General features: G+C 58.9%; 16 protein-coding genes and 1 tRNA gene. 10 read left to right on the top strand and 7 right to left on the bottom strand.

The genetic code is table 11. From position 1 onward, the window contains the following. Positions 1-91: 91 nt before the first annotated feature. Both Q1A59_RS01090 and Q1A59_RS01095 read right to left on the bottom strand, forming a co-directional pair. The gene (locus tag Q1A59_RS01090) at positions 92-838 is read right to left on the bottom strand and encodes an NAD-dependent deacylase (protein ID WP_298401845.1); all 747 of its coding nucleotides are present in this window, start codon (positions 836-838) and stop codon (positions 92-94) included. 206 nt (positions 839-1,044) lie between these two features. Beyond that, entirely contained in the window at positions 1,045-1,563 is a 519-nt protein-coding gene (locus Q1A59_RS01095; RefSeq protein ID WP_298401842.1) for a phosphoglycerate mutase family protein, read from the bottom strand. Positions 1,564-1,727: 164 nt separating this feature from the next. Between Q1A59_RS01095 and Q1A59_RS01100 the strand changes: the two genes are divergently transcribed. The 3 genes from Q1A59_RS01100 (at position 1,728) to malQ (ending at position 5,458) form a co-directional block, all read left to right on the top strand. Then, positions 1,728-2,933 carry an ArsA family ATPase gene (locus tag Q1A59_RS01100; RefSeq protein ID WP_298401839.1) on the top strand — a complete coding sequence of 402 codons (1,206 nt, stop codon included), beginning with the start codon at positions 1,728-1,730 and terminating at the stop codon, positions 2,931-2,933. After that, complete coding sequence (gene rocF / locus Q1A59_RS01105; RefSeq protein WP_298401836.1) at positions 2,930-3,838, top strand: arginase; 909 nt, start codon at positions 2,930-2,932, stop codon at positions 3,836-3,838. The genes Q1A59_RS01100 and rocF overlap by 4 nt, the downstream gene beginning before the upstream one ends. Positions 3,839-3,931: 93 nt before the next feature. Next, entirely contained in the window at positions 3,932-5,458 is a 1,527-nt protein-coding gene (gene malQ / locus Q1A59_RS01110; RefSeq protein ID WP_299643462.1) for a 4-alpha-glucanotransferase, read from the top strand. Between the two features lie 40 nt (positions 5,459-5,498). Here malQ and Q1A59_RS01115 read toward each other — a convergent pair whose 3' ends face one another. Next, positions 5,499-6,575, bottom strand: a complete 1,077-nt coding sequence (locus tag Q1A59_RS01115) for an RNA polymerase sigma factor RpoD/SigA (protein ID WP_298401830.1) — start codon at positions 6,573-6,575, stop codon at positions 5,499-5,501. Positions 6,576-6,729: 154 nt separating this feature from the next. Then, positions 6,730-7,452, bottom strand: coding sequence for an SDR family NAD(P)-dependent oxidoreductase (locus tag Q1A59_RS01120; protein ID WP_298482550.1), 723 nt, complete (start codon positions 7,450-7,452; stop codon positions 6,730-6,732). Between the two features lie 167 nt (positions 7,453-7,619). On the opposite strand from Q1A59_RS01120, the gene Q1A59_RS01125 reads away from it, so the two are divergent. Further along, positions 7,620-8,771 (top strand): PAS-domain containing protein, encoded by a 1,152-nt coding sequence (locus tag Q1A59_RS01125; protein ID WP_298401824.1) that lies wholly within the window; start codon positions 7,620-7,622, stop codon positions 8,769-8,771. A gap of 51 nt (positions 8,772-8,822) precedes the next feature. Here Q1A59_RS01125 and Q1A59_RS01130 read toward each other — a convergent pair whose 3' ends face one another. Then, positions 8,823-9,908, bottom strand: coding sequence for a polyprenyl synthetase family protein (locus Q1A59_RS01130; RefSeq protein ID WP_298401821.1), 1,086 nt, complete (start codon positions 9,906-9,908; stop codon positions 8,823-8,825). A gap of 345 nt (positions 9,909-10,253) precedes the next feature. Between Q1A59_RS01130 and Q1A59_RS01135 the strand changes: the two genes are divergently transcribed. Both Q1A59_RS01135 and Q1A59_RS01140 read left to right on the top strand, forming a co-directional pair. Continuing rightward, positions 10,254-10,853: an RNA polymerase sigma factor gene (locus Q1A59_RS01135; RefSeq protein WP_298401818.1), complete on the top strand. Its 600-nt coding sequence runs from the start codon at positions 10,254-10,256 to the stop codon at positions 10,851-10,853. A 14-nt stretch (positions 10,854-10,867) separates the two neighbouring features. After that, positions 10,868-11,746 (top strand): anti-sigma factor, encoded by an 879-nt coding sequence (locus tag Q1A59_RS01140; RefSeq protein ID WP_298401816.1) that lies wholly within the window; start codon positions 10,868-10,870, stop codon positions 11,744-11,746. 95 nt (positions 11,747-11,841) lie between these two features. On the opposite strand, the gene Q1A59_RS01145 is transcribed toward Q1A59_RS01140, so the two are convergent. Beyond that, a tRNA-Arg gene (locus tag Q1A59_RS01145) sits at positions 11,842-11,918 on the bottom strand. Positions 11,919-12,075: 157 nt separating this feature from the next. Here Q1A59_RS01145 and Q1A59_RS01150 point away from each other — a divergent pair. The 3 genes from Q1A59_RS01150 to Q1A59_RS01160 all read left to right on the top strand — a co-directional run bounded on the left by Q1A59_RS01150 (position 12,076) and on the right by Q1A59_RS01160 (position 15,784). Next, positions 12,076-12,966, top strand: a complete 891-nt coding sequence (locus tag Q1A59_RS01150) for a dienelactone hydrolase family protein (protein WP_298401813.1) — start codon at positions 12,076-12,078, stop codon at positions 12,964-12,966. Between the two features lie 75 nt (positions 12,967-13,041). Further along, positions 13,042-13,824 carry a TrmB family transcriptional regulator gene (locus Q1A59_RS01155; RefSeq protein ID WP_298401810.1) on the top strand — a complete coding sequence of 261 codons (783 nt, stop codon included), beginning with the start codon at positions 13,042-13,044 and terminating at the stop codon, positions 13,822-13,824. Between the two features lie 37 nt (positions 13,825-13,861). Continuing rightward, positions 13,862-15,784 (top strand): heavy metal translocating P-type ATPase, encoded by a 1,923-nt coding sequence (locus tag Q1A59_RS01160; RefSeq protein ID WP_298401807.1) that lies wholly within the window; start codon positions 13,862-13,864, stop codon positions 15,782-15,784. A 76-nt stretch (positions 15,785-15,860) separates the two neighbouring features. On the opposite strand, the gene Q1A59_RS01165 is transcribed toward Q1A59_RS01160, so the two are convergent. Further along, positions 15,861-16,001, bottom strand: coding sequence for a hypothetical protein (locus tag Q1A59_RS01165; protein WP_298401804.1), 141 nt, complete (start codon positions 15,999-16,001; stop codon positions 15,861-15,863). Between the two features lie 456 nt (positions 16,002-16,457). On the opposite strand from Q1A59_RS01165, the gene Q1A59_RS01170 reads away from it, so the two are divergent. Next, positions 16,458-17,228, top strand: a complete 771-nt coding sequence (locus Q1A59_RS01170; RefSeq protein WP_298401802.1) for a CAP domain-containing protein — start codon at positions 16,458-16,460, stop codon at positions 17,226-17,228. The last annotated feature ends 125 nt before the right edge of the window (positions 17,229-17,353 follow it).

Below are 17,353 nucleotides of genomic sequence, written 5' to 3' on the forward strand. Positions count from 1 at the left end.
GGTCTGCGCGAGAGTAGGAAATAGCTGCGGACAGACCGCCCCACTCTAGCAGGCTGTGACCTACTGCCCCTCGCAAGGAGAGAGATCGCGTTTACCGGTCAAACGCCTCCCTGACCAACCGCGGCAACACCTCGCCAGCTTTGCCGCTGATGGTAAAGAGCGGCGGGCGAGCAGCAGTAGTTTGTTCGAGATTGAGGATGAGCACCGCTGCGTCGTGGCTAAGCGCCACTCGCGGTAATGACGCCGCCGGCTCGACCACGCCCGATGTTCCAATTGACATAAAAACATCACAATCGAGTGCAGCCTCCCATGCCATTTCCAGCGCCCGCCGCGGCAACAGTTCGCCAAACCAAACCACATCGGGGCGCAGCATCGCGCCGCAATTCGGGCAGTGCGGCAATTCCTCGTCATAATCCCACGTTGTATGCACCGAGCCATCGACTGTACAGCGGGCGCGATGCAGGCTGCCGTGCAATTCGATAACGCAGGGACTGCCGGCCCGCTGATGAAGACCATCAATATTTTGGGTTATCAGGGTCAGGTGCGGCACGCGCTTGGCCAATTCCGCCAGTGCATAGTGGGCCGGATTAGGCTGGGCGGCGCAGGCCTTCACTCGCCGTTCGGCATACCAACGCCAGACTAAGGCCGGGTTACGGGCAAAGCCGTCCGGCGAGGCCAGTTCTTCGGGATTAAAGTGTGACCAGAGGCCAGTCTGAGCATCGCGAAAGGTAGGAATGCCGCTCTCGGCTGAGATGCCGGCGCCGGTTAGTACGGCGACGTGACGGGCAGTGCGTAGACGGTCAGCGAAGGCAGCCATCACAAGGTCGAGGTCGCTCATAGCTATGCCTTTCCCTTATGAAAAACGCGAAACGTAAACAAAGGCGCGAAGGCGCAGAGGTATACGGAGTTTAGAACGATGCCACACGCGCTATCTGTGTCCATTCGTAGCCCCTTCCCCACCGCACTCAGTTCCGCGTATGTTTGCTTCTGTTATATCCTCGTACCCTTGGCAGGGGCAAGGCACAAACCCAAGGGTGCATTGAGCTAACCTGTTGGCTTAAAGACCAATTCAAACCGGCAAGCGCGCTGATGATTGAAGGTTATATGCCAGACCCCACAGGTAGGCGCAGGGTTACCACCCTGATACACGTGCCCACTCAGATCGATCTGATCGTGGCTTAGTTCAAGTAAAAAAGCCCGGATCGGCGAGCCATGGGTGACGATACCTACCCGCTGGTAGGGAGAATCGGCTAGTCCGGCCAGTAACTCGCGTACCCGCGCGCGCACATGGTCAAACGACTCGCTCGGCGCATGCTCTTGCACCAGCGCAGTGAACGTAACCGGCAAACCGAGCGTATCGACGAGCACCTCAGCCGTTTGGGTCGTGCGGGCAAACGGCGAAGCAAAGAGGATTTCGACACCCTTATCTGCTAAGAATGCGGCGACTTGCCGCGCTTCGGCGCGGCCACGTTCGGACAGATCAGGCCCCGGCGGCAATTGATAGGGGATAGCCGGATGATGCACCGGTTGCCCATGACGAATAAGAAACAGATCAGAAAGCACTGGTAATCCTTACACCTTGATGTAGCAGTGATGATCGAGTATCATCGTAGGTAGTGTACCATAGCTTATTGACGGGCTGAATTGCAACAGATACAATTGATGCGGCGTCGCATCAGCAAGATGAGCGACTTTTTCGTGGCGACAAACAGACAAAGGATGCATCAATGCGGCTGATCCTCTATCTTGGCAAGGGCGGCGTTGGCAAGACCACGACCTCGGCGGCGACGGCGGTGCGGGCAGCCGAGCTAGGTTATCGCACGCTAGTCGTGAGTACCGATGTAGCGCATAGTTTGGCCGATGCCCTTGACACCCCGCTGGGGTCACTGCCGACCCAGATCGGTGAACGGTTATGGGGGCAAGAGATTAATGTGCTCGATGAAGTGCGCCAACACTGGGGTGAACTGCGCGTCTATTTGAGCAATCTGCTACGCCGGCGCGGGGTTGATGAAGTGGCGGCTGAAGAATTGGCCATTATTCCCGGCATGGAAGAAGTTGTGAGCTTGCTCCACATCCGCCGGCAAGCCCGCGATGGCAACTTTGATGTCGTGATTGTTGACGCAGCGCCAACCGGGGAAACGGTGCGCTTACTGACGATGCCGGAGACCTTCCAGTGGTACGCGGCGCGGGTGATGGACTGGGAACCGACCACGCTGAAAGTGGCCCGCCCGCTGGTCAAACAATTGGTGCCGGCGACTGATGTCTTTGCGAAACTTGAGCGGTTAACGAAGGGTGTGGAAGCGTTGCGGGCGACGCTAACCGATCCGCAGGTCAGCTCATACCGGCTCGTCGTCAACCCTGAACGGATGGTGATCAAAGAGGCGCAGCGCGCTTCGACCTATCTGGCCCTGTTTGGGTATCCGGTTGATGGTGTCGTGCTCAACCGGGTGTTGCCGGTCGATCAGGTTGAAGGCGCATTTATGCAAGAGCTGGCCCGCATCCAGCAGGGTTATCGCCAGATGGTCTATGACCTCTTCCGCCCGCTACCGATTTGGGAAAGCCCTTACTATGCGCGTGATTTGGCCGGGATCAACGATCTATCGATGGTTGGTCAGCAATTGTTCGGCGATGATGACCCAGTTAAGGTGCATTTTATTGGCAAAACGCAAGAGATTGTCAAGCAAGGTGACGAATACGTCTTGCGCTTGCCGTTGCCGCACGTCGAGATTGGCAAAGTTTCGATGACCAAACGCGGCGATGAGTTGTTTATCGAAATCGGCAATTTTCGGCGTGACATGCTCTTGCCCACCACCCTCGCCGAGCGACCGGCGCGGCGGGCGTATTTCCGCAACGGAGTGCTAGAAGTCTTCTTTGGCCCACCGGAAGCATTGCCGCTAACGAGCGACAAAGAAGAGGAGCCAGCCACCTCATGACTAGCGAAAGGCGGGTTGCCATTCTCGGCGTGCCAATCGATCTTGGTGCGGGGCGGCGCGGCGTAGATATGGGGCCGAGCGCGATACGCTATGCCGGTCTCAGCCGCCGGTTACATGACCTTAGTTATCAGGTGGTTGATTTCGGCAATTTGACCACGCCAATGGTCGAGACAACGCCGCTGCCGCCGCCCGAATCACGGCTTCGTTACCTTGAGCCAATTGCTGAAGTGTGCCAACGGTTAGCCGATCTGGTCTGCAACATCACCGCGCAAGCAATGGTACCACTGATCCTCGGCGGCGATCATAGCCTTACGATCGGCTCGGCGAGTGGCAGCGCACGCGGTCGTCGCCTTGGCCTCATCTGGATCGACGCGCACGCCGATTTTAACGATGAACACACCACACCGAGCGGCAATATCCACGGGATGCCACTTGCCGTTCTTAGCGGACGTGGCCATCCGCTACTGACCAGTCTAGCGGGTCGGACGCCAGCATTTGATCCGGCGCAGGTGGTCTTAATCGCCGTGCGCGATCTCGATCCGCTTGAGCGGGAAGCGTTGCGCACTTCCGCTATTACCGTCTTTACCATGCACGAGATCGACCGGCGCGGGATGGCAGCGGTGATGGAGCAAGCGTTAGCGATTGCGACCAGAGGCACCGACGGCTTTCACCTCAGCTTTGACCTCGATGTAGTTGACCCCCGTGAAGCTCCCGGCGTCGGCACACCAGTCGGCGGCGGCATCTCGGCGCGTGAAGCTCATCTGGCGATGGAGCTGATCGCCGAGAGTGGCGCGTTACGCAGCCTCGATATCGTTGAGGTAAATCCTATCCTCGATGAGCGCAATGCCACCGCCGAGCTAGCCGTCGAATTGGCGTTGTCGGCGTTGGGCAAACGGATTCTGTGAACGGATGCTGGTTCATCCTCACTCAATTCGTTTCCTGTGTTATAATTGCGCATACAACGAAATAGTGGCATTGTGCGTTTCCGAGGTGGTACCATGTATGATCGGCGGGTCAGCGGCATTCTTTTACATCCCTCGGCGTTGCCGGGCGCTGGCGGGATTGGTGATATTGGCGATACAGCCTATCGCTTTGTTGATTGGTTAGCGGCGGCGAAGCAGCGGCGGTGGCAGATTATGCCGCTTGGCCCGACGAGTTACGGCGATTCGCCGTATGCTGGCCTCTCGGCGCTAGCCGGCAATCCATTGTTGATTTCACTGGAACAATTAGCGCGGGCGGGCTGGCTCGATGAGGGGGCGTTGCAAGATGCGCCGGGCGCATACAGCGACTGGATTGACTATGGCGCAGTCATTCCATGGAAGCTGACCCGGCTCGAATGGGCCTTTGCCCGCTTTACCGCACAGGCTGACAGCCAGCAACGCGCCGCTTTTGAACAGTTCTGCGCCGAACAGCAAGCGTGGCTCAACACCTTTGCCCTGTTCGCTGCGCTGAAAGAGGCCTATCACGGCGAGCCATGGAATCATTGGGAGCTAGGGCTGGCCCGGCGCGAACCGGCGGCGATCGAGACGGCGCACCGGCAATTAGCTGACCGGATCCGGTTCCAACAGTTCTTGCAGTGGGTCTTCTTTACCCAGTGGGCGGCGTTACGCCACTACGCCAACCAACGTGGAGTGCAGATTATTGGCGACTTGCCGATCTTTGTCGCCTATGACAGCGCGGATGTCTGGGCTAACCCTGAGATCTTCCACCTCGATGCTGAAGGCAACCCCACTGTAGTCGCCGGAGTGCCGCCAGATTACTTTAGTCCAACCGGTCAGCGCTGGGGCAACCCGCTCTACCGGTGGGAGGTCTTGGCTCGACGCGGCTACGACTGGTGGATCGAACGCTTCCGGCTGCTGTTTCGTCTCGTTGATATTGTGCGGATCGACCACTTCCGCGGTTTTGCCGCCTACTGGGAAGTGCCGGCGCAAGCCGCCACCGCCACGGAAGGCCGTTGGGTTCCCGGCCCCGGCGCGGCGCTGTTTGCGGCGGCACGTGCGCAGTTAGGGTCAGTGCCGATTATTGCCGAGGATTTGGGGCTGATCACGCCGGATGTAGACGAGCTGCGACGGCAACTCGGCTTTCCGGGCATGGCAGTGTTGCAATTTGCATGGGGCGGTGATGCGTCGAGCAACTATTTGCCGCACAACTACACCCGCGATCTCGTGGTCTATACCGGCACGCACGACAACGACACCACGGTAGGATGGTGGTCAACCCTCGATGAGCATACTCGCCAACATGTGCGCAACTACCTCGGCGCGCGCGACGAAACAATTGCATGGGATTTCATCCGGGCGGCGTTGATGTCGGTTGCCGACACGGTAATCATCCCGATGCAAGACGTGTTGGGGTTAGGGTCGTGGGCGCGACTGAATCTTCCGGGGCGAGCCGAAGGCAATTGGGCATGGCGGATGCGGCCTGAGCAACTCACTATTGATCATGCGCACCATCTAGCCTACCTAACGGCGCTGTACGGGCGAGAACCGCTGGCAGAACAGAAACCGGCGAGGTATGAATCATAAGGGCGGGTCTCGAACCCGCCCGTACATCTATACTGGTGTCTCAATCCAGATACCCATACAGCCGGTGCCCGACGCTGGGATGGCGCAAGCGGCGGAGGGCCTCGGCCTCAATCTGGCGCGTGCGTTCGCGAGTGATGCCAAAAGTGGCTCCCACCTCTTCGAGCGTGCGGCGCTGGCCGTCGAGCAAGCCGTAGCGCAACTGCAAAATCTTGCGCTCGCGTTCGGGTAACTCATTCAGCGCTGCCGTGATCTCAGCCTGCAACATATTCTGTTCGGCAATTTCCATCGGCGAAACCGCCGTCTCGTCGGCCAGCGTCTCGCTAACGCGGCCCTCTTGCTCGTTGTTGAGCGGTTGCTCGAGCGAAATCGGCTGGGTTGAAGCGCGCAACAGCCGCTTTACCTTACGCAAACTCATATTGAGCGCATGCGCTAGCTCTTCGGCGGTCGGCTCGCGCTCAAACTCCTGCTCAAGCCGGTAGATGGCACGGCGCAGATGAGCGATCGACTCGCTAAGATGAACCGGCAACCGGATGAGGCGGCTCTGCTCGGCGATGGCGCGCGTCACCGCTTGCCGGATCCACCACGTAGCGTAGGTACTGAAACGGTTGCCCTTGGTATAGTCAAACTTCTCGACGGCGCGCATCAGGCCGATATTGCCCTCTTGCACCAGATCCATAAAGGCCATTGGGCTGCCGATATATTTCTTGGCCACGCTCACTACCAAACGCAGGTTGGCTTGAATAAGGCGACGGCGCGCTTCTTCACCACGGGCCACTTCCATCTCTAGCCGCATCCGCTCGCGGTCATTGGCGTACTGCTCGTGTTGCAACCGCCGGCGCGCCTCTTTGCCGCGACTGTACTGCTGGGCCAGCTCGACCTCTTCTTCGGCGGTCAACAGCGGTACCTGCCCAATCTCTTGCAGATAGAGCTGCACCGAATCCTCGACCGCCTCAAAATCACTCTCATCACTGAGGTCTTCGACTGGCTCGATCAACTCCTCGTCTTCCACGATGAGTTCTACATCGCCATCCCACTCAGCATCGAGTTCGGCGGCCTCAACGGACTCTTCCGGTTCGATTTCACTGTCGGCTGGGTGATTCTGAGGGAAGGCTTTCACGGCAGTACTCCTTGTCTCCGGCTGGCAGCGACAGCGCGGATGCTGTCTCTTTGCGGGGCGTTGATTATTCTCTGTCTAGATATACGCCGCCTCAAAGATTTCGGATGTGTATATTTTCGATCTTTGCACAGGTTTTGTCAAGACCATGAACAGACTAATTTTGAGCCAATCTGCGCGCGTGTGCATCGATAGTTTGGCCGGTTTGGCTACGCGGCGGCAGCGCAGCGAGTTCGACTACCGCCGGCCCAATTTCGTCGGGGCTAAGCAAGCCGGTGCGAACTTCAGGGACGGTGGTACGCACCATTTGGGTGTCGGCAAAGCCACCGGGGTGGACGAGATTGACATTGATGCCAAAGCGCCGGAGGTCTTTCGCCATCACCCGCGCCAAGCCGTCAACGCCGGCTTTGGCGGCATAGTAAGCGGCAAAGCCGGGCACGGCGATACGGTCGAGCGGAGCGCCGACGATGATGATATTGCCGCCGCCGGCTTCGATCATATCGGGGATGACAGCCCGCGCACTGAGAAACACCCCCTTAAGTACGGTGTCAACCACCGCATCCCACTGGGCTTCGCTAGTTTCGTAGATAGGCGCGCGCAGGCCAATGCCGGCGGCAGCGACCAAGACCCGGATGGGGCCGAAGCGGGCACGGGCTTGGGCAACAGCTTGTTCGAGTTGGCTACTCTCGCGCACATCGGCGGAAAGGGCCAACGCTTCTCTCCCGCCCTCTTCAATCAGCCAGACCGTCTCGGCGACTTCATCGGCGCTGCGGGCCAGCACCGAAACCGTTGCACCGGCCTTTGCCAGTGCGAGCGCGCTGGCCCGTCCTAATCCGCGACCGCCGCCGGTGACCAACGCATGCATTCCGGTGAGAGTCATTGTAGTCCTCCTGTCAGAGCTTTGCAAAACTTTTGCAAACCTATCATGGTTATACCACACTTCGCCTCGTTGTCGCGAGCCAGATCAACCGGCATTCAGATACATCGGGCGATTGTAGACTGCGTTATAATACAGAGGCGTCATCCGCTCTTACACGATCGCTTCCTATGACCAACGAGAGCTATGCAATGCTAGATGCGTTGCCGTTGCCTACCGCGTATGCGCCGACGGACGGGCCAGTGCAGTGTAATCGTTTGTGGTTGGAGTTAAGCGAGACGGGTGATCGGCCCCACGACTTGATCGCTGCTTGCGCCGGCGTATTAGCGTGGGATGAGCACGATCTCGCTGCGGCCCGATTGTGGGTGGCAACGCTCGCGCCGGATGATCCGCCCTTACAGTTAGCTGCACCGCTGCGTTGCGATCGGTCGCGGCACGCGCAGGTAGCAATCCGGTGCAGTGAAACAGCGTTGACAGCCCAAGTGGTTGAGGTCACGGCGTTGTTGACGGCGCAGCGCGCCGCCGAGCAGCAGTTAGAAGTAATCTTAAGCGCGCTCGATAGCCTTGAAGAGGGCTTTCTCTTGCTCGACGCCGAGGATCGGATCGTCTTCTGTAACCGGCGTTACCGCGAACTCTACGCAATTAGCGCCGATCTGATCACGCCGGGGCGTCCTTTTGCTGAGTTCATTCGTGTCGGTGCTGAGCGGGGGCAGTACGCCGAAGCGATTGGTCGAGTAGAGGAATGGGTGGCTGAGCGGTTACGGTTGCATGCTGAGCTAGCGCCGATTGAGCAGCGCCTTGCCGATGGGAGATGGATCCGGATCGTTGAGCGGCGCACGGCTGATGGCGGCGTGGTTGGGTTGCGGATCGACATTACCGACATTAAGCAAGCCGAAGAGCTGCGCCGGCAGTTGGCAATCCGCGAAGAGGTCATCGCAGCGCAAGCCGCGTTGTTAGCCGAGCTTTCAACGCCGTTGCTAGAAGTGGCGCCGCGGGTGCTGTTAGCGCCGATGGTAGGCGCCTTTGACAGCGCGCGCACGGCGATGCTGATTAAGGCATTACTGCATACGGTGCAGCAGCGGCAAGCGCGAGTGGTAGTGCTTGACGTGACCGGAGTGCCGGTCATTGATACACAGGTGGCGCACGCCATCTTGCAATGCGCCACCTCGGTGCGCTTACTGGGGACGCAATTGGTAATGACCGGCATTCGCCCCGATGTCGCGCAGACATTGGTTGCGTTAGGAGTTGATTTAAACAACATCATCACTCGCGCCGATCTGCGTGATGGCGTGCGCTATGCGTTGCGGCATAGTGGGTTGTGAAGAGGTGCAGCGCTGCTGCCTACCGCGAAGAGGAGCGGCGCCGCTGTGCCTCTACACGGTGCGTTCGATCACAAAATGGGCAATGTCAATGAGGGCCTGCCGTGCCGGACTCGGCGGGAAAATATTGAGATGGGCGATTGCCTGCTCGATGTAGCGCTCGGCCTCAGTTTGAGCAGCGGTGACACCTCCAACGGCAATAACCTCACGGATAACTTCGGCGACCAGTGCATCTGCCGGTGTTGTTTGGGTTAACACATCGCGCAGTAACGGGCTTGGCGAAGCAGCAGTGGCATAAATAAGCGGGAGCGTAATCGTGCCTTGGCGCAAATCGTTGCCGGCTGGCTTGCCGAGCGTCCGCTCATCGCCGATAAAGTCGAGCACGTCATCGACGATCTGGAACGCCATCCCAAGATCATAGCCATAACGGCCTATGGCCGCGATCTGCTCATCGCTGCCGCCGCCGGCCACCATCCCGGCCTTGCAAGCTGCTTCAAACAGTACTGCCGTCTTGGCGCCGGTCTTGTAGAGATACTGGCGCAGGGCGCGGTCGAACGGCTCGACAACTGTTACCGGGCTCAACTCACCCTCGCAAATAGTTTGCACCGCTTCGGCGTAAAAGGTGATAATGCGTGGGTCGGGGCTAAGCGCCATCTCGGCGGCGGCGAGGGCAAAGAAGTAGTCGCCGACCATCAACGCCACGTCGTTATCCCAGCGGGCATGGACAGTGATCTGGCCCCGGCGGCGGTTCGCCTGATCGACCAAATCGTCATGCACGAGCGACGCGGCGTGAATCAATTCGGCGGCGGCTGCCGGGTGCAGCACGCGGTCAAGGTGATAGTGGCCGAGGCGAGCAGCCAGCACAGCGAGTGCGGCACGCAGCCGCTTACCGCCGGAACGCACCGTGTGCGCGCCGGCAGCGCTGATCACCGCCACGCGCGAATGGGTGCGCTCGAGGAGCCGTTGTTCGATCGCGCCAAGATCAGCCAAAATATTGGCGCGGTGAAAGATGCCGGCCAAGCCGCCAGCAGTTTGCGGTGGCAATTCGCCGGCGCTGTGGTGGTTATTTGTTGTTGGTATGCGAGCCTCGGGCAACGAAACTGATCCCGACGGATTGAGTTGCGGTTGGTAGCCGGCCATGCGGCTGTTCCTTCCTAGGATCGCCGAGCCGGTCTGGCGCCGGAGGCGACGACGATCCGGCGATTGTGGCGCGCCTTGCCAGAGAGACAGGTGATGTATTATCACCTTGTGATATTCGCCACAACCTGAACCATAACATATTCAGTACGGCTGTCAAACATATGGCTCAATTCAATATAACTGTACCACATTTAGGATAAAAACGCACGGGTGACGAGCGGTAAGGCGCTGTTTTCCGAAAAGCGTTTGCGCCGTGTATAATAGATGCGTGGAATCTTCGCACATCACCGGATTGAGAGGCATCCAATTCGGGGCGATGAGCGTATATCTTATAAGGGGTTGGCTGTGGTCCAACCGCACGATACGGCCCGTTTGGCCCAGTTAAGCGATGAAGCATTAATGGAATTAGTCGCGGCTGGCAACAGCGCAGCGTTAGCACAACTGTACGATCGGCACTCGCGAGTAGTGTACGGTCTTGCTCTGAGGATGCTCGGTGCGGCGGAGCCGGCGGAAGAGGTTGTGCAAGAGACGTTCTGGCGGATTTGGAAGCGCTCGGCGACCTTTCAAGCCAATAGCGCCTTTTTACCGTGGATGTTCGGGATTACGCGCAATCTCTGCATTGACGAATTACGGCGGCGGCAGGCACGGCCAATGGCGGCTGGCAGTGACGACGATCTGTTATCATCACTGCCTGATCAGCAGCAGAATGTTGAACAAGCGACGATTGAAACCGAACGGCGCCGATTGATAACTGATGCGTTGGCCGATTTACCGGCTGATCAGCGCGAAGTGATTGAACTGGCGTATTTTGGCGGGCTATCGCAGCGCGAAATCGCCGATCATCTCCAAAGCCCGCTGGGAACAATCAAAACCCGGATCCGGCTTGGATTACAGAAATTGAAGCAAGCATTGCTTCACTACGGCATAGACCCGCACGACCACTAGAAAAGTAGCCGGCAATGCACGACTATGATCGCGAAAACGAACAATCACTGCTCGCTGCCGCAGCGTTGGGCAGTCTTGATCCTGCCGATCTGGCGGCGCTCGAGCAGCTTCTGAACACTTCGCCCACTGCGCGTGCCGAATTGCAACAGTTGCGCGAAACGGTCGCCCTGTTGCCGTATGCGGCAGCGCCGGCTACGCCGCCAGCCCACGTGCGCGCGCGCCTAATGGAGCGGATTGCCGCCGATCAAGCGCAGCGCGCGCCGGTTGCCCGCCCTGCTTCATCGCGCCGCACCGGTTGGCTAGCGCCGGCGATGGTCACCATATTGGCAGTGATGGTACTCTTTCTCGGCGGCTTGACCGTATCCCTACAGGGGCAGGTGGCGACCCTCGCTGAGACGAACCAGCAACTGGCGGCGGCGGTCAACGATTTGCGCCAAGCAGTGGCTACTAATGAAGCGCAGCAGGCCCAGTTGGCTGCCCAGTTGACCCGCTCCGAGCAGCAGATTGCACGCCTGAATGAGCAGCTTGCCCACGAGCGGCTGTTGGTGTCGTTTGTCAGCGCTCCCGGTGTGGCGACCCGTGAGCTGCGCCCGACAAAGGCCAATCTCGCGGCGCGGGGAGAAATGTATATGTATCCCGGCGAGTCGCAAGCCGTGGTCGTCTTTAGCGGGTTGCCGCCGTTGCAGGCCGATCGAGTCTACCGCTTCTGGCTGAGCGATGGCGTGCAGCGGATTGCCGCCGGCACTTTCCAAGTCGATGCGGCTGGGTTAGCCACGCTCATTGTCAATGCGCCGCGCGAAGTCAATGCCTTTACCGAGGTGATGGTGACGGTCGAGCCGGCGACCGACGCGGCGTCGGGTGAGGTTGAGGTGATCTTAACCGGAACGTTGTGAGCAGTGGTTGGGGCCAGAGCGACGCCTTGGCCTACGACCACCGTTGCGTTTGTCAAGAAATAAAGCAACCCGCCCTTGAGGGCGGGTCTCGTGTTTGGCGACTCCGAGTGGGCTCGAACCACCAACCTTCAGCTCCGGAGGCTGACGCTCTATCCAATTGAGCTACGGAGTCGTTCCGGCCTAAAGTATACTCGATTGCCGGCGAGCTGTCAACGAGACAAAGAGTCTACCACAGAGGTCGCCGAGGGACGCAGAGAGTGTTTGTGTGAACTGCTACATTCCGCTGCGGTACGCTTGGCTGCGCGAGAAGCATAGTATTGAGGTGTCGCATGCGACGATTGAGCCGGGTGCTGGGATGGATCGTAGGAGTAATCGTGGTGGTGGTCGCAGGTTTAGCATTGAGCATTCCACTGGACGCGCTGATTGGAGCAGGACGAGTTGAGGCGTTGACCAATACTGTCATTCCCGGCCCCGCCGGCCCGATCCGGGCCTTTGTCGCCGAGCCAACCACCCCCGGCCCGCATCCTGCGGTCATTATGATCCATGAATGGTGGGGATTACGACCTGACATCATCGAAAAGGCGACCGCGCTCGCCGCTGATGGCTACGTAGTTATTGCCCCCGACACCTTCCGCGGCGCCAGCACGACGTGGATCCCGCGCGCGATCTATCAGGTTTCAACCACACCTCCTGAACAAGTACAAGCCGATTTAGACGCCGTCTTCGCGTGGCTAACAGCGCGGCCCGATGTGCTGGCCGATCGGATTGCGGTGATGGGTTTTTGTTACGGTGGCCGCACGTCGCTGCTCTACACCCTGCACAACCCGGCGGTAGCGGCGACCGGCATCTTTTACGGCATGGCCGACGTTGCTCCTGAGGCGCTACGCCAGATCCGCGGCCCGGTGCTGGGCATCTTCGGCGGAGCCGATGCCTCGATCCCGCTGAGCGAGGTCGAACAGCTTGAGCGTAATCTGACAGCGGCAGGCGTTGACACCCGCTTTACCGTCTTCCCCGGCCAGCCGCATGCTTTCGTCGGCGGCATGGAAGCGATCAACGCTGGCGGCGCTCCCGGCGAGGCATGGCAGTTGTTGCGCGCATTTCTAACTGAGGCGTTGCATGGCCAACCGTCTTCATCGCGGCGGTTGCCGGAACGCTTTGCCCAAACCCAGCCGATCACCTTCTTCGGCGCACTGCACCACCGCTTTGTCTGCGGGTGGTGAACAGCGTTTGCAAAGATCCTCTTGACGAAATTCGTGCCGAGTGGTACACTTTTAGTAGTTCGGAAATGAACAACTATGGTAGAGACGAACTTACTCGAACAACTTACGGCGCTGGGGCTAACCGAGTACGAAGCGCGGGTTTATCTCGCTTTGCTGACCGAGTATCCGGCTACCGGCTACCAGATCAGCAAGCTGTCTGGTGTACCGCGGTCGATGGTCTACGAGGCGTTAGGGCGGCTGGAGGCGCGCGGCGCAGTGCTGAAATCGGTTGAAGAGAAGGCGACCTTGTACCGCCCGATCTCGCCGGCGATTCTGCTTGATCGCTACGAGCGCGAAGCACGTGAGCGGGCTGAAGCATTGCGCAGCCAGTTGATGCCGCTCTTCCGCCACGAGGAGAGCGACCGACTGTGGAATTTTAGCGGAAGGCGCGAAGCGTTGGCAGCGGCACGTGATCTGATCGAAGGCGCCGAGCATGAGTTGATGCTGGTGTTAACTGATGCTGACGTCACGGCGCTCTATCCGGCGCTTGCTGCTGCTCACACGCGTGGTGTCGCGCTCGGCGTCATCCTTACCGGTGAAGCGCCTTTCTCGTTTGGGCAGGTAGTGCGCCATCCCAAACGTGAGACCGAGTTGCATGGGATGGTCGAGACGTTGATCGTTGTGGCTGATGAACGCGAGTTTCTGATCGCTTCCGGCCATGTGGCGACGACGGCTACCGTCACTACCAACCGCAATATGGTCTTGATCGCGCGCCAATTTATCTGGATGGAACTGTTCGCCCAGCGGATTTTTGCTCGCCTTGGCGATGATCTACTGGCCCGCCTCGATCCCGAAGATCGGCAGGTATTGCATTCGTAACTCGGCAATACAACCCGGTGGCGGAGAGGAGATTGTCATGACCACCATTTCTAACACAGCACCCCGGCAGCGCCTGACGTTGCTGCTCAACGACGAGATCCTCGAACCGGCCTTCGTTGCTTTGACTCTGGTTGGTATTATCGTCGGTCTAATGTTGGAAGGAGCTGGCGCACCAGAGTCAATAATGCTAGCCGTCCATCTTGCTACCTACTTTTTTGGTGGCTTCTACGCCGTGCGCACCATTATCGCGTCGCTACGCCACTGGTCGATCGAGGTCGATCTGCTGATGGTACTGGCCGCGTTAGGGGCAGGCTACCTCGGCGATTTTACCGAGGGCGCGATTTTGCTCTTCCTCTTTTCGCTGAGCAACGTCTTGCAAGCGTATGCGATGCGGCGCACCGAGCAGGCGATTACCGCGCTCATGAAATTGCGTCCCGATACGGTGACTGTGCGCCGTGACGGGCGCGAACTCGATTTGCCGGTGGAGGCGGTGCAAGTGGGTGATGTGGTGCTGCTTCGTCCCGGCGACCGGGTGCCGCTCGACGGTGTGATCGAGCGAGGCAACGGCACATTTGACGAATCGGCGCTGACCGGCGAGTCAATGCCGGTGCAGAGGGGGCCGGGCATGGCGGTGCTGGCCGGTACGCTCAACCAGACCGGCGCGCTCGAGGTGCGGGTAACCAAGCCGGCCAGCGAGAGCACCTTGGCCCGCATCATTACGATGGTGAGCGAAGCGCAAGCGCGCAAGGCGCGGTCGCAAAGCTTCCTCGAATATTTCGAGCAGCGCTACGCGATTGGCGTGATTGTGGCAGTAGCGCTCTTCATTCTCGCTACGCCGGTGTTGACCAGCGCGCCATTCGCCGATACCTTCTACCGCGGCATGGTGTTGCTCACGGTTGCTTCGCCATGCGCGCTGGTCATCAGCGTGCCGGCTTCGCTGCTGAGCGCGATTGCGGCTGGGGCGCGGCGTGGGGTGCTGTTTAAGGGGGGCGTGCATCTAGAAGAGCTGAGCAACGTGCGGGTGATCGCATTTGACAAAACCGGCACACTCACGTTTGGCAAACCGACCCTCACCGATCTGGTGCCGACAGAGGGTATAAATGAGCTTGACCTCTTGACGATCGTGGCCCGCGCCGAGCAGCCGTCAGAGCACCCAATTGCACGCGCGATTTTGCACGCCGCCGAAGAGCGCGGGATGACGGTCGCCCCCCCCGATCAGTTCACTGCCGTCACTGGTATGGGGGTGCGGGCAACGTGGGACGGGGTCGAGACGCTAGTCGGTTCGCCGCGCCTATTTGCCGAAGCCGGCATGACCGTACCACCAGAGTTGTTGGCCCGCGCCGATGAGTTGATGGCGCAAGGCCGAGGCACCGTACTGCTGGCCCGGCGCGGCCAGCAGTGGTTAGGATTGGTAGCAGTGATGGATCGCGAGCGGCCCGACGCGGCCCAACGCATTGGCGAGTTGCGCGCTGCCGGCATCGAGCGGATCGTGATGCTGACCGGCGATAACCCGCAGGTGGCTGAAGCGATGGCGCGCCGATTAGGGATTGATGAAGTGCATGCCGGCTTATTGCCCGCCGACAAGTTGCGCATTGTCGAGCAATTGCGCCAGCGCTACGGGGCAGTGGCAATGGTGGGTGACGGCGTGAACGACGCGCCGGCGTTGGCGGCGGCAACAGTAGGTATTGCAATGGGAGCTGCTGGTACCGACGCTGCGCTTGAAACCGCCGATCTGGTCTTGATGCGCGATGACTTAGGCGCGATTACCTATGCGCTGCGCCTCAGCCGCCACACTCAGCGCGTGGTGTGGCAAAATATCACCTTCGCGCTGGCGGTAGTGGTGGTGCTGGTGTTGACTACCTTGACTATCGGCGTACCATTGCCGCTTGGCGTGGTCGGGCACGAAGGCAGTACGATCATCGTGGTGCTCAACGGCTTGCGACTGCTAATGTTCCGCTGATATGGCCGGTTGATGAATGAAGATGAAAGCGGGCTGCCAAATCAGTGGCCCGCTTCCGGTTGCCATCGTGATTCATTTAGAGATGCAACCCAAACGTATTCCGCAGCCACTCCAATACCAACCCGACCACCGTCAAAGCTGCTGCCGCCAGCAGCGAATCACGCCAGCCAAATTCGAGCCAGATCCCCATTGCAAAGATAAAGACAAAGATGATCACACCCACAACTCCATAGACGTTTTTGAGCAGTTTCATTGTTGTGAGCAAGCCTTTCTAACTGGTGGATGGTGGAAACTGTGATGGCGAGACGTATCTGGTCGGTGGCAGTTACATCAGCATGGTAGTGATTGTTCTAGCTAAAAACAGCGTCATGAAGCTGCGTTGTCCTGTAACGGATACAAGAAAAGGTTCATGATGCGATTGTTGAAATGGGACAAGGGGGATGGTAAGCTAATGATACAATACCGCTGGCAATTATCAAAAAGACAGCGTGATCGAAGATGTTTGGCTGTCGAGCGGTGACAAGGCATCTATCTATTGTGTGGCATTGGCAGATAGAGCGGCTGCGCCGGTCGAGATGAAGAGAGTAGGACTGATTTCTCTCTGGTGAGAACAGGGGGTTCCCATTACACTACATTACACAGATCTAGCACAACTCAGTCGCGCGAGGATCGTATGCGTGCTCAATACACAGTTGCCCTTCTGCTTCTCCTCAGCCTAGGGTGCGCAACCATAGCGGCGCCGGCGCCGCCGCTTGCGGCGCAAACCGACGTTCGCCAACAAATAATCGAATTGACCAACCAGATCCGGATGGCTCATAACCTGCCACCGCTCAAGCGCAACGATAACCTACAAGCCGCCGCCGATTGGATTACGCAAGACAATGCCAGCCGTAACACACTATCGCACACTGATAGCCTCGGGCGCAATATCGGCCAGCGGTTTCCCGCTTTCGGTTACACCTATTCACTGGCCGCCGAGAATCTGGCGGCGGGGTATGCAACGTCAGAGGCGGTTATGAATGGCTGGATGGGTAGCGCTGGTCATCGCGACAACATCCTGCGCGCCGGCCTCTGCGAGATGGGCGCCGGCTACACCTATCAGAGCGCGGCCACCTATAAGCACTTCTGGTCGCAGACCTTTGGTTGTCGCTGGAATACCTACCCGGTTGTGATCAACGGCGAGGCAGCAGTAACGACAACACCGAATGTCAACCTCTACATCTATGGCACCGGCTGGGCGCAACAAATGCGGCTGAGCAATGACAGCATCAACTGGACAGAGTGGATGCCGTATCAATCCGCCTACAATTGGACACTACTCGATGGTGGTGGCGAGCGCACGGTCTTCGTTGAGATACGAAACGGCACAACCGTCTACCGCAATAGTGACACGATTATCTTGATTGGCCCGCACCGGTTGTTTGTGCCGTTGGTAGCGCGATAGCGCTATCGGGGGATTGCTGCTCGGCGCGGGCAATGCACCACATTGCCCCTAGAGCCTGTTATGTACGTTCGACCATAACAGGAATGAACCGCTTCCGTATGAGGATCGCACTGGCACATGCACTC

This window comes from uncultured Chloroflexus sp., from assembly GCF_937951745.1.
In the GTDB taxonomy this organism is placed as follows: Bacteria; Chloroflexota; Chloroflexia; order Chloroflexales; family Chloroflexaceae; genus Chloroflexus.